Origin of the sequence: Streptomyces sp. NPDC127106, assembly GCF_042677605.1 — a bacterium.
GTDB lineage: Bacteria > Actinomycetota > Actinomycetes > Streptomycetales > Streptomycetaceae > Streptomyces.
The window spans coordinates 20,672-31,248 of the sequence record NZ_JBHXTC010000030.1; the positions used below are offsets into that span (position 1 = coordinate 20,672).

The 10,577-nt window shown below is 74.8% G+C and carries 11 protein-coding genes and 7 tRNA genes; 9 read left to right on the plus strand and 9 right to left on the minus strand.

Translation table 11 applies throughout. The features are described 5' to 3' along the window. Nucleotides 1–95: 95 nt before the first annotated feature. Together ACFVGY_RS23410 and ACFVGY_RS23415 are read right to left on the minus strand one after the other, a co-directional pair. Nucleotides 96–167, minus strand: a tRNA-Val gene (locus ACFVGY_RS23410). 39 nt (nucleotides 168–206) lie between these two features. Then, a complete protein-coding gene (locus ACFVGY_RS23415) occupies nucleotides 207–689 on the minus strand; it encodes an SRPBCC family protein (RefSeq protein ID WP_385680392.1) in 483 nt (160 codons plus the stop codon). 111 nt (nucleotides 690–800) lie between these two features. On the opposite strand from ACFVGY_RS23415, the gene ACFVGY_RS23420 reads away from it, so the two are divergent. Further along, nucleotides 801–3,392 (plus strand): SCO7613 C-terminal domain-containing membrane protein, encoded by a 2,592-nt coding sequence (locus ACFVGY_RS23420; RefSeq protein ID WP_385680394.1) that lies wholly within the window; start codon nucleotides 801–803, stop codon nucleotides 3,390–3,392. A gap of 131 nt (nucleotides 3,393–3,523) precedes the next feature. Here ACFVGY_RS23420 and ACFVGY_RS23425 read toward each other — a convergent pair. Both ACFVGY_RS23425 and ACFVGY_RS23430 read right to left on the minus strand, forming a co-directional pair. Continuing rightward, nucleotides 3,524–3,595, minus strand: a tRNA-Val gene (locus tag ACFVGY_RS23425). Nucleotides 3,596–3,641: 46 nt separating this feature from the next. Beyond that, the gene (locus ACFVGY_RS23430; RefSeq protein ID WP_385680396.1) at nucleotides 3,642–4,112 is read right to left on the minus strand and encodes a TIGR02611 family protein; all 471 of its coding nucleotides are present in this window, start codon (nucleotides 4,110–4,112) and stop codon (nucleotides 3,642–3,644) included. 177 nt (nucleotides 4,113–4,289) lie between these two features. On the opposite strand from ACFVGY_RS23430, the gene ACFVGY_RS23435 reads away from it, so the two are divergent. Next, a complete protein-coding gene (locus ACFVGY_RS23435; RefSeq protein ID WP_030011909.1) occupies nucleotides 4,290–4,703 on the plus strand; it encodes an SsgA family sporulation/cell division regulator in 414 nt (137 codons plus the stop codon). Between the two features lie 271 nt (nucleotides 4,704–4,974). Then, complete coding sequence (locus ACFVGY_RS23440) at nucleotides 4,975–5,595, plus strand: CGNR zinc finger domain-containing protein (protein WP_385680398.1); 621 nt, start codon at nucleotides 4,975–4,977, stop codon at nucleotides 5,593–5,595. Here the strand turns inward: ACFVGY_RS23440 and ACFVGY_RS23445 are convergent. Together ACFVGY_RS23445 and ACFVGY_RS23450 are read right to left on the minus strand one after the other, a co-directional pair. Further along, a complete protein-coding gene (locus tag ACFVGY_RS23445; protein ID WP_385680498.1) occupies nucleotides 5,536–5,715 on the minus strand; it encodes a hypothetical protein in 180 nt (59 codons plus the stop codon). The genes ACFVGY_RS23440 and ACFVGY_RS23445 overlap by 60 nt on opposite strands. 108 nt (nucleotides 5,716–5,823) lie before the next feature. Next, entirely contained in the window at nucleotides 5,824–6,363 is a 540-nt protein-coding gene (locus tag ACFVGY_RS23450; protein ID WP_385680400.1) for a hypothetical protein, read from the minus strand. A 133-nt stretch (nucleotides 6,364–6,496) separates the two neighbouring features. On the opposite strand from ACFVGY_RS23450, the gene ACFVGY_RS23455 reads away from it, so the two are divergent. Further along, a complete protein-coding gene (locus tag ACFVGY_RS23455) occupies nucleotides 6,497–7,000 on the plus strand; it encodes a DsbA family protein (RefSeq protein WP_385680402.1) in 504 nt (167 codons plus the stop codon). 18 nt (nucleotides 7,001–7,018) lie between these two features. Here ACFVGY_RS23455 and ACFVGY_RS23460 read toward each other — a convergent pair whose 3' ends face one another. The 3 genes from ACFVGY_RS23460 to ACFVGY_RS23470 form a co-directional block, all read right to left on the minus strand. After that, nucleotides 7,019–7,843, minus strand: a complete 825-nt coding sequence (locus ACFVGY_RS23460) for a GNAT family N-acetyltransferase (RefSeq protein ID WP_385680404.1) — start codon at nucleotides 7,841–7,843, stop codon at nucleotides 7,019–7,021. Between the two features lie 112 nt (nucleotides 7,844–7,955). Then, entirely contained in the window at nucleotides 7,956–8,780 is an 825-nt protein-coding gene (locus tag ACFVGY_RS23465; RefSeq protein ID WP_385680406.1) for an aminotransferase class IV, read from the minus strand. Between the two features lie 16 nt (nucleotides 8,781–8,796). After that, a complete protein-coding gene (locus ACFVGY_RS23470; RefSeq protein WP_385680408.1) occupies nucleotides 8,797–9,852 on the minus strand; it encodes a chorismate-binding protein in 1,056 nt (351 codons plus the stop codon). A gap of 181 nt (nucleotides 9,853–10,033) precedes the next feature. Here ACFVGY_RS23470 and ACFVGY_RS23475 point away from each other — a divergent pair. The 5 genes from ACFVGY_RS23475 to ACFVGY_RS23495 all read left to right on the plus strand — a co-directional run bounded on the left by ACFVGY_RS23475 (nucleotide 10,034) and on the right by ACFVGY_RS23495 (nucleotide 10,508). Next, nucleotides 10,034–10,106, plus strand: a tRNA-Gly gene (locus tag ACFVGY_RS23475). A 40-nt stretch (nucleotides 10,107–10,146) separates the two neighbouring features. Beyond that, nucleotides 10,147–10,220 (plus strand) — tRNA-Cys (locus ACFVGY_RS23480). Between the two features lies 1 nt (nucleotide 10,221). After that, nucleotides 10,222–10,293, plus strand: a tRNA-Val gene (locus tag ACFVGY_RS23485). A 19-nt stretch (nucleotides 10,294–10,312) separates the two neighbouring features. Beyond that, nucleotides 10,313–10,384: transfer RNA gene (locus ACFVGY_RS23490), tRNA-Val, on the plus strand. 52 nt (nucleotides 10,385–10,436) lie between these two features. Further along, nucleotides 10,437–10,508 (plus strand) — tRNA-Val (locus ACFVGY_RS23495). The last annotated feature ends 69 nt before the right edge of the window (nucleotides 10,509–10,577 follow it).

The following is a 10,577-nucleotide window of genomic DNA, read 5'->3' on the forward strand; positions in this document are numbered from 1 at the left end:
TCGCTGGGGTGGCCGCTTCTGGGGTTTTTCTGTGCATGTGTGGTGTGGTTCTGGTGTCGGCGGTGCCTGTCGCCCCCCCCCCCGCCCTCTCCCGGTGGGCGATACTGGGATCGAACCAGTGACCCCTTCGGTGTGAACGAAGTGCTCTCCCGCTGAGCTAATCGCCCGGGAACGCACTGAACAATACAAGAGCCACGGGGTCCTGTTCAAACCGCGCCCGCACCGGCTGCCAGCCGGACGGCCAGGGCGCGCCGTCCGGCCCGCATCATCAGCGTGTGGTTCAGCCGGAACAGCGGCCGGGCGGGCAGTGACATGCGGCGCAGCAGCGGCCGCCGCACCTCGACCTCCTGCTCGTACAGCACCCTCGTCCCGCCGCCTCCCGGGCGCGGGCGTACGGTCCAGCGCGCCCATCCCTCGATGTCCCCGTGCAGGGCGGCCTCCAGGACCCGGCGCGCGGGGTCGCGCAGCAGCTCGGCGGCGGTGATCCGGATCTCGTACGGGAGGACGGAGCGGATGCGCAGCCTGCTGCTGTGCGCGTCGATCCGCTCGATGCCGCGGACCTGCGGCCACCAGCTCCCGTAGTCGTCGGCCTGCTCCAGTACGGAGTAGACGCGTTCGGGCGGGGCGTCGAGGTCCCACAGGCTGCGGAAGCGGTAGCGGCTCCACCGGCCGGGGCGGCTGTGGTCCATCCCTTCAGTCTGGCCCGCGGGCGGGGCCTGCGCACGGCCCGTGCGTACTCATCGCGGATCTGAGTACGCGCACCCATGTCCCCGGGGCGTGACCGGGGCCACACTCCGAGCATGAACATGCCTCTGCCGCCCGCCGAGGAGCTGGCGCTGATCGACCGTGAGCTGGCTCAAATCGATGCCAGGCGCGGGTACTTGCTGGCCCGCCGGGCCTGGCTGCTGCAGTTCGCGATGGGGTCCGGGGCGCAGGCCGGGATGTCTGCCGGCGGGGCGCCGGTGTCGCGGCCCGTGCGGACGGCGGAGGCTTCGGGCCCGGGTGCGCAGAACGTGCTGCTGACGCTGGGCGCGGTGCTGCTGGCCGTGGCGGCGCTCGCGTTCACCCTGGTCAGCTGGGGCTCCCTGGGGATCGGGGGGCGCTCGGTGGTGCTCGGCGCGGTGACGGCGGCGGCCCTGGGCGCGCCGGTGCTGCTGCTGCGGCGCGGGCTGCGGTCGACGGCCGAGTCGGTGGCGGCCGTGGGGCTGCTGCTGACGGTGCTGGACACGTACGCGGTGCACGCGGCGGCCCTGCCCGGGACCGGCGGCACGGCCTACGCGGCCGGGGCGTCGGCCGTGCTGGCCGCGGGGTGGGCGGCGTACGGGCTGCTGCTGCCGAGGCTGGTGGTCCCGGCCGCGGGGGCGGTGCTCGCGGCGCAGCTCCCGCTGCCGCTGGCGGCGCTCGCTGCGGCGGAGGGGCCGGTGGGGCTCGGGTGGGCGCTGCTGGCGACGGCCGCCCTGGACTGCGCCCTGGCGGTGTTCGGTGGCTTCGCGGCGGGGCTGCGGGCCCGGGCGGCCCGGACGGCGCCGGGGGTGTGGGTCCTGGCGGTGGTGTCCGGGGCCGGGGCGCTGCTGTGCGGTGTGCCGGGCCTGGCGGCGGCGGAGTCGGCGGCCGCGGCGGCGGCGCCCGCGCTGCTGGTCGCGGGGTGCGCGGCGCTGGGCGTGGCGGTGGCCTGGCGGGTGCCGGCCGCGTCGGGCGCCGCGCTGGCGGGCGGTCTGGCGGCGGTGGCGGCGCTCGCCGGGCCGGTCCGGCCGGAGCTGGCGGCGGGCTGGCCTGTAGTGGTGTGCCTGCTGCTCGCGCTGCCGCTGCTGGGGGCGGCTGCGGGGGCCGCGCTGCCGGGGGCGGTACGGCGCGGGCTGGGCGGGGCGGGGGTCGTGGTGGCGGCGGGGGCCGCGCTGTGGGGTCTGGCCTCGGCGGTGGCGCCGCTCGTGTCGCGGGCGGACGTGGTGCGGGAGGCATGGACGCCGACCGTTCCGGCCGGGGTGGCGGCATACGGCCCGGGAGCCCCGGCGGTGGCGACCCTCCTGCTCGCGGCGGTCACCGCCTGGTGGGCGACCCGCCTCCTGCCGCCGGCCCAGCGGGACGCGGGCGCTGCGGACGCGGACCTGGCGGGCGCCGGCGCGGCGGGCACGGTCACGGGAACGCCGGGCACGGGAACGCTGGGCACGGGCGCGCCGGCCGCGGGTGCGGGTGTTTCGGGGGGAGCGGCTGCGGGTGCGGTCGCGGTGGTGTGCGGCTGGGCCGGACTGTTCACGGCGCCGATGGGTCAGGGGCTGCCGGTGCCGGTGGTGCTCGGGGTGCAGCTGGCCGTGACGGCGGCGGCCGCGGTGGCGGCGCTGCGGGCGGCGGCCGGGACCGCGGGCGTGGCCGAGGGGCCTGCTGCAGGCCCGAGTGGCGCCGCGGGCGCGGGGGCGAGCGGCTCGGGAATTGCGGGCGCTGTCGGGCGGGTGGCTGCGGTGGTCGCTGCGGTCGGGGCCGTGGACGTGTCGCTGGCGGCGCTGGACGGCCGCTGGGCCACCTTCGCGGTGTTCGGGCTGCTGGGTGCGGGGTGTGCCGCGGTTGCGGCGCGGCGGAGCGCCGGGGCAGCGGTGCGGGCGGGCGCGGCGGTGCTCGCCGTCGGGTACGCGGCGGCCGTGGTGGCGGCGCTGTGCGCGCTGACGGGGCTCGCGGTGGCCTGGTGGTCCCTACCGCTGCTGGCGGTGGCCGCGGCGCCGGCGGCCGCGGGGCCGCGGCTGGGCCGGGTGCGCCCGACGGCGGAAGCGGCCGCGGCCGGGGTGGGAGCGGTGGCGCTCGCGGTGGCGGGCCGGGAGCCGGCGGTGCTGTCGCTCGGGTGCGCGCTGGCCGCGGTGGTCTGCGCGGGCGCGGCCGTCCGGCCGGAGCGGCGCCGGCTGGGCTGGGCGGCCGCCGTGCTGGGCGTCGTGGCGGCGTGGCTGCGGCTGGGGGTGTCCGGGGTGACGGTCACGGAGGCGTACACGGTGCCGGTGACGGCGGCGGCCCTGGCGGTGGGGCTGCTGCGCCGGCGACGGGACCCGCTGGGCTCGTCCTGGACGGCGTACGGGCCCGGGCTGGCGGCGACGCTGCTGCCCAGCCTGGCGGAGGCCTGGCAGGACCCGCACTGGTTGCGGCCGCTGCTGCTGGGCTCGGCGTCGCTCGCGGTGACCCTGGTGGGCGCGCACCGCAGGCTCCAGGCTCCGCTGCTGCTGGGCGGCGGTGTCCTGGCGGCGGTGGCCCTGCACGAGCTGGCGCCGTACGTGGTCCAGGTGGTGGGGCTGCTGCCGCGCTGGGTGCCGCCTGCGCTGGCGGGACTGCTGCTCCTGGCGGTGGGGGCGACGTACGAGAAGCGGCTGCGGGACGCGCGGCGGCTCCGGACGGTGCTCGGCCGCCTGCGGTAGGCGGCCTGCGGTGGGCGGCCTGCGGTGGGCCGCTCCGGTAGGCACCGCAGGTGGGCCCCCCGGCGGGGGCCATTCCGGTGAAAAACACCGAGGGCCCGGAGACGGTTTCGTCTCCGGGCCCTCGGTCCGGGTGGGCGATACTGGGTTCGAACCAGTGACCTCTTCGGTGTGAACGAAGCGCTCTCCCACTGAGCTAATCGCCCGGGCGCACCGCAAACATTACCCCATGTCAGCGGTGCCCTTTGACCATCACTGGTCCTTGAGGTCCCAGGGCAGGGTGAGGCCGTACTTCCAGAGGTAGAAGCCGATCAGCGCGCCGGCGATCACGAGCCCCACGGTGGTCAGGATGATGTTGCGGCGGCGGACCTTCGGGTCGAGGGCCTTCTGGGCGGCCTCGGTGACCTTGCGCTTCGTCCAGCGCAGGACGAGGTGCGCCCAGGCGAACTCGGTGGCCCAGATCGCCAGGCCCGCGAAGATCGCGACCCACCCGGGACCGGGCAGGACGAGCATGGCCGCGCCCGCGACGATCACGGCGAGGCCGACGACGAAGACGCCGACCTGCCAGCTGATGTGCAGCGAGCGGCTGCGCCGGATGAAGGCGGGCGCCTTCGACACGTGCGGCGTTTCCTCGGTGGTGGTCGCGGCGCTCTCGGCACCGGCTTCGTTGCTGGCCTGCCCGGCCGCGGACCCTTGGGCCTCGCGCTCACTCCCCGTACTCATGGGCACGAATTTACCGGAGCCGGAAGCACACGGGTACGGCGGTGTGGATCCGCCGTCCGAGTGACCCAGAGGTCCGCAAAACGGTCAGAGGGGTTTACAACGGCACCGTAGGTGGCATGTCGATTTCGCCGACGTGCGAATCCCCGAGCGCACACTGAGCGAAAGGCCCTGGCGCTTATGAACACCACGGTCAGCTGCGAGCTGCACCTGCGCCTCGTTGTGTCGAGCGAGTCCTCACTGCCTGTTCCCGCGGGCCTGCGGTATGACACGGCCGACCCCTACGCCGTGCACGCCACCTTCCACACCGGCGCCGAGGAGACGGTCGAATGGGTGTTCGCCCGCGACCTCCTCGCGGAGGGTCTCCACCGGCCCACCGGAACCGGGGACGTCCGCGTCTGGCCGTCCCGCAGCCACGGTCAGGGCGTCGTCTGCATCGCCCTGAGCTCACCGGAGGGAGAAGCACTGCTCGAAGCACCCGCCCGGGCGCTCGAGTCATTCCTCAAGCGCACGGACGCCGCGGTCCCACCGGGGACCGAACACCGGCACTTCGACCTGGACAAGGAGCTCTCGCACATCCTGGCGGAGAGCTGAGCCAGCCCCCGCGGGGAGCGCCCCCGGCAGCGACCGGGGACCACTGCGCACCGTCCGACTCGGGGCGACGGTGCGGGCTGGGGAAAAACCACATACGGCAGTGCCGGCGCTGTTCTCGCGGAAGCCGCCCGCGAGGGCGGCGCCGGTGCGCTTTCCGCTCCGGCGGTCCGCCCGGGGGCACCTCCCAGCGGCGGCCGCGGGCGGCTAGAGTCGGCCCCCAAGCGGCGGCACCGGCCCGTCGCCGCAGGCCCGGCCACAGGGAGCGAGTTCCGTGCAGATCCCCCACGACACCCGTGGCGCGCTCGACGTCGTCGTCGCGCTGGTGAACACCGCGGCCGAGGCGGACCAGCCCGACGGGCTCGCGGACGTCGGCTCGCTGCGCGAATTCGTCCGCGACTACAAGATCAGCGACGTCGGGGAGCTGGGTGCCCGCGACCTGGCGGGCGTCCGCGCGGTCCGCGGCAAGTTCGCCCAGATCTTCGGGGCGCCGAACCCCCGCGCCGCGGCCGCGCTGATCAACGAGCTGGTCGCCACGGCCGGTACGACGCCCCAGCTGACCAATCACGACGACTACGACTGGCACGTCCACTATTTCGCCCCCGGCGCCTCGCTGGACGACCACCTCGCGGCGGACGGCGGCATGGCGCTGGCCTTCATCGTGGTCTCCGGCGAGCAGGAACGGCTGCGCCGCTGTGAGGCCCCCGACTGCCGGCGGGCCTTCGTGGACCTGTCCCGCAACCGCTCGCGGCGCTACTGCGACAGCCGGACCTGCGGGAACCGGCTGCACGTGGCGGCGTACCGGGCGCGGCGCAAGGAAGCCGACGCCGCACCGTCAGAGCAGGAAGAGATCATGCACGGCGGCGAGCAGCAGCAGGGTGCCGATCACCCCTAGGAAGATCATCAGGGGTGGCTGGGAAAGCGCGAAGAGGCAGCCTCGCGGCTCCTCGGCAACGGGGGCGGGAGCGGCGGCCGGCGCGGGAACCGTCGGCTCACCCTGCGATGTATCGAGCATGTCGGGGCGATGATGGCGCAGCGCCCCGGGCCGCGCCCCCAACACGCCAGCGTTCGCGCGGGAGTTCACCCCTTCTCGTCATCTGCGCGGCAAACCGGGGGCGGCGGCTCAGATTCCGTGCTTCTTCAGGATCGCCTCGATGTCGGAGAAGTCGTCGTCGGCCGCGGGCTTGGGGCGGGCGGCCGACTGCCCGAGGGAGGGCGCGGACGCGGCGGGGGCGACGGCCTCCTGTGCGGCGCTCCCCCGGGCAGCCCGCGGTGCCCTGCCGGCCTTGCCGGGCCTGCCGGCCTTCCCGGCCTTCCCGGCCGCCCGGTCGCCCTGGCCCGCCTTGCCGAGGGCGCGGCGCTCCACCGCGCGGGTGGTCGCGAACAGCGCCCAGGCCAGGGCGAGCACGCCGAAGCCCGCCCAGACGGTCGGCTTGAAGACGATGTCGGAGGCCCACGCCACGACACCCGTCAGCACGAGTCCGGCCGGCACCAGCGCGTACGCCGCGATCCGGGCGGCCGCGAGGAAGCGCTTGCGGTAGGCGGTCACCGCGGCGATGCCCAGGCCTGCCGCGGCCAGCGCGGAACATATGGTCTCGGCGAGCATGCGGTCCTCCAGGGCGGTGGCGGCGGTGGCAGCGGGGTGCTTCTCCGTTCCTTCCATCCTGCACCGGGCGCCGCCGCCGGGGCCATGCGCGGGAGGGACCTGCGGCGGATCTCCGGGACATCTCGGGGTCGGCCTCCTCCTCAGGGGGTGCGCGGCGCTGCCGGGACGCGGCGGCTGGGAGACTGTCCGCATGACCGATTCCGTGATCCTCGACGTCTGGTGCGAGCTCCAGTGCTCGGACTGCCACAGCGCTCTGGACGACGTACGCGCCCTGCGGGCCCGCTACGGCGACCGGCTGGACATCCGGCTGCGCCACTTCCCGCTGGAGAAGCACAAGCACGCCTTCGCCGCGGCACAGGCCGCCGAGGAGGCGGCCGAGCAGGGGCAGGGCTGGCCGTACGCGGAGGCCGTCCTCGCCCGCACCGCGGAGCTGGGCGAGCGCGGCGAGGCCGTGCTGCTGGACGTGGCGCGCGAACTCGGCCTCGACGCCGAGGAGTTCGACACCGCCCTGATCGACGGCCGACACATCCTGATCGTCGACGCCGACCAGGCCGAGGGCAAGGCGATCGGTGTGACGGGCACACCCACCTACGTCATCGGCGGCGAGCGCCTGGACGGCGGCAAGAGCCAGGAGGGCCTGCGCGCCCGCATCGAGGAGATCGCGGACCGGCTGCTCGCCGAGGGCGAGGGCTAGGCAGCCGGGGACCGGGGGCTAGATCAGGTCCTTGGTGTAGTTCAGCCCGGTCGGGCGGTAGCCGAGGGACTCGTAGAGCCGCAGTGCGGGGACGTTCCCCGAGAAGACGTGCAGCCCCAGGGTGCGCTCGCCCGCGCCGAGGGCGGCGCGCTCGGCGAGCAGCATCAGGGTCCGGCCGTGCCCGCGGCCGCGGTGCTGCTCGGCGACCGCGACGTCGTAGACGTACCCGCCCTCGTCGTTCCGCCCCACCCAGACCGTGCCGACGGGTACGCCGGCGGCCTCCAGCACGAGGAGGTGCGTGCCGGGCGTGGCCGGTCCCTCCGGCAGGCTCCCGGCGTGGTCGGCCTCCGACTTGGCCCGGGCGGCCTCGGCCGGCATGCCGCGGCTGACCATGTCCTCGGTGTAGCCCTCGACGGCCCTGGGGAGCCATTCCCCGTACTCGGCGGCCGTCATCGTCCGGCCGAGGACCCCGTTCGGCAGCGCGGGAGGGGCGGCGGGGAGCTGCTTGGCCATGTTGCGGCTGTACTCGGTGTACCCGAGGGCCTCGGCCAGGCGGTGCCCGCCCGACGAGGCCGCGGGCACGGAGACCCGGATGCGCCGGCATCCCCAGCCGCGCAGCACCTCCTCCGCGGCGAGCGCCGCGACCGTGGCGCGGCCCCGCCCGCGGTCGGGCGGGTCGACGGCCAGGCCGCGGATCTCGCCGACGGCCGGGCCGAAGGCGCCGTCGGAGGCGATCAGCAGGGCTCCCACGCGCCTGCTGTTGACCCGGATCTCGTAGGGACGCGACCGGGCGCCGCCGGCGCCCTGCTGGAGCGGCCCGCTGGGCCGCAGGGTGGTGGTCATCCTTCAGGTTCTACCCGCCCCGCGGCCGCGTGCACAGCGGATTCCGGCCCGGGCGGCCGCTCCGGGGCGCGGCGGCTCCGGGGCGGCGCCGTTACGGGGTGGGGTGGCGCCGTTACGGATCGAGGTCGTCGGCGGCGCGCGCGTCGAAGGTCCGCATCGCCTCGGCCGTGACGGGGCCGGGGGCGGTCGTGGCCAGGGAGCGGCCGTCGACGCGGCGGACGGCCTGGACGTCGCGCAGGGTGGAGGTCAAGAAGACCTCCTCGGCCCGTTCCAGCACGTCGAAGGGCAGGTCGGTCTCCTTGGCGCCGGCCCATTCGACGACGAGGGCGCGGGTGATGCCGGCGAGGCAGCCGGAGGACAGGGGCGGGGTGTGCAGTTCGCCGTCCAGGACGACGAACACGTTGGAGCCGGTGCCCTCGCAGAGCCGTCCGAGGGTGTTGGCGAACAGGGCTTCGGAGGCCGCGGACTGGTGGGCGGCGGCGAGCGCGACCACGTTCTCCGCGTAGGAGGTGCTCTTCAGGCCGGCCACGGCCGACCGCTCGTTGCGCACCCACGGCACGGTGATCACGGAGGTGGTGTCCGGCCTGCGGGTGGTCTCGCCGGCGGCGACGACCAGGGTGGGCCCGGAGTCGCCGCGGTCGGAGCCGAGGGGCGACAGCCCGCCGGTGTACGTGATGCGCAGCCGGCCCAGCGGCATGGGATTGGCTTCGAGGACGGCCTCGCAGGCCCGGCGGACCTCGTCCGGGTCCGGATCGGGCAGGCCGAGGCCGCGGGCCGAGCGGGTCAGCCGTGCCACGTGGCGGGTGAGCGCGAAGACCCGGCCCCCTTCCGCCTTCAGTGTCTCGAACACGCCGTCGCCGACGGTCAGCCCGTGGTCGAACACGGACACCCGCGCGCTTTCGGCGTCCCGCAGCGCGCCGTCGAGCCAGATCATCACCGTACGATCCCTCCGCTCAGCCAGGGGTGGAAGTCACCGCATGCTGCCCCGACGCTACCCGCAGCAACCGGGCGGCCTTCAGCTCGGTCTCGGCCCATTCCCGGTCGGGGTCGGAGCCCCAGGTGATGCCGGCGCCGGTGCCGAAGAGCAGGCGCGGGCCGCCGGGGGCCTGCCGGTCGATCCAGAAGGTGCGGATGCCGACGGCGAGTTCGGCGGTGCCGCGGTCGGCGTCGACCCAGCCGATGCCGCCGCAGTAGGGGCCGCGCGGGGCGGTCTCCAGGGCCTCGATGATCCGCAGGGCGGAAGACTTGGGGGCGCCGGTGACGGAGCCGGGCGGGAAGGTCGCGGCGAGCAGTTCCGGCCAGCCGGCGCCGTCGGCCAGCTCCCCGCTGACGGTGGAGACGAGGTGGACCAGGCCCGGGTGCTCCTCGACGGCGCACAGCTCGGGAACGGTGACGGAGCCGGTGGCGCAGACCCGGCCGAGGTCGTTGCGGACGAGGTCCACGATCATCACGTTCTCGGCGTGGTCCTTGGGCAGGAGGTCCGCGGCGGTGCGCCCGGTGCCCTTGATCGGGCCGGATTCCACGTGGTGGCCGGCCCGGCGCAGGAACAGCTCGGGCGAGGCGGTGGCGATCTCGACGCCGTGCGCCGGAAGACGGATCGTTCCGGCGTACGGGGCCGGGTTGCCGCGGGCGAGCAGTGCGGTCAGGGCGTCCACGTCGGCGCGGTCCGGCTCGGGCAGCGGCGCGGACATCACGCGGCAGAGGTTGGCCTGGTAGACCTCGCCGGCGGCTATGTGCGCGCGGATCCGGCGGACGCCCGCCGTGTACGCGGCCCGGTCCAGGGAGGAGGACCACCGGTCGGCGGCGGGGCCGCGCCAGGCACCCGGGACGGGCTCCGGTACGGGCGCGGGGCGTACGTCGCCGAACCGCGCGCAGAGCAGGCGACCCTCGAAGTCTGCGGCGACCGCCCAGAAGCCGGTGGAGTCCAGCGCCGCGGGGTCGCTGGTGACGTCGCGGAGATCGGTCGCGAGGAGGCCGCCGAAGCGGGCCAGAGGAAGCAGGTCGTGCACGGCTGCGAGTCTATGGCCGGTGGCGGAAAGCCGCCGTGGAGGTGACCGATGGGTGACCGGTGGTGATCGGGCGGCAGCACGCTGCGGAAACGCGTTTTTGAGCTGGCCCGGGAATCCGCTAGAGTTCAACACGTCGCCAGGGAGCGAAGGGGAAAAACCCCGGAGCGAACAAGGCGACAGTGCGGACGTAGCTCAGTTGGTAGAGCACCACCTTGCCAAGGTGGATGTCGCGAGTTCGAGTCTCGTCGTCCGCTCTGAGGTGGGGGGTCTTCCCGAGAACCCCCGCAGCTCCGAGGTGGAGTGGCCGAGAGGCGAGGCAACGGCCTGCAAAGCCGTCTACACGGGTTCAAATCCCGTCTCCACCTCCAAGGACGATTAGCTCAGCGGGAGAGCGCTTCCCTGACACGGAAGAGGTCACTGGTTCAATCCCAGTATCGTCCACTGGATCTTCGGGTCCCCCGCGCGATTAGCTCAGCGGGAGAGCGCTTCCCTGACACGGAAGAGGTCACTGGTTCAATCCCAGTATCGCGCACGCAGTATCCAGCAACACCTGTTTGACCTGCGGCTTACGAGCCGTGGAGCCCGCGCGATTAGCTCAGCGGGAGAGCGCTTCCCTGACACGGAAGAGGTCACTGGTTCAATCCCAGTATCGCGCACCGCCCGGAAGCCCCCGCCGGGTGTAGCGGCCGGGGGTGCGGGGTTGGGCCCCCCCCGGGGCCGCCCCC

What these genes read in the sequence shown, in the direction of transcription:
- ACFVGY_RS23415 (WP_385680392.1), bottom strand. Translation starts at nt 689, where the DNA reads ATGGACCACAGCCGCCCCGGCCGGTGGAGCCGCTACCGCTTCCGCAGC.
- ACFVGY_RS23420 (WP_385680394.1), top strand. Translation starts at nt 801, where the DNA reads ATGAACATGCCTCTGCCGCCCGCCGAGGAGCTGGCGCTGATCGACCGT.
- ACFVGY_RS23430 (WP_385680396.1), bottom strand. Translation starts at nt 4,112, where the DNA reads ATGAGTACGGGGAGTGAGCGCGAGGCCCAAGGGTCCGCGGCCGGGCAG.
- ACFVGY_RS23435 (WP_030011909.1), top strand. Translation starts at nt 4,290, where the DNA reads ATGAACACCACGGTCAGCTGCGAGCTGCACCTGCGCCTCGTTGTGTCG.
- ACFVGY_RS23445 (WP_385680498.1), bottom strand. Translation starts at nt 5,715, where the DNA reads ATGCTCGATACATCGCAGGGTGAGCCGACGGTTCCCGCGCCGGCCGCC.
- ACFVGY_RS23450 (WP_385680400.1), bottom strand. Translation starts at nt 6,363, where the DNA reads ATGGAAGGAACGGAGAAGCACCCCGCTGCCACCGCCGCCACCGCCCTG.
- ACFVGY_RS23455 (WP_385680402.1), top strand. Translation starts at nt 6,497, where the DNA reads ATGACCGATTCCGTGATCCTCGACGTCTGGTGCGAGCTCCAGTGCTCG.
- ACFVGY_RS23460 (WP_385680404.1), bottom strand. Translation starts at nt 7,843, where the DNA reads ATGACCACCACCCTGCGGCCCAGCGGGCCGCTCCAGCAGGGCGCCGGC.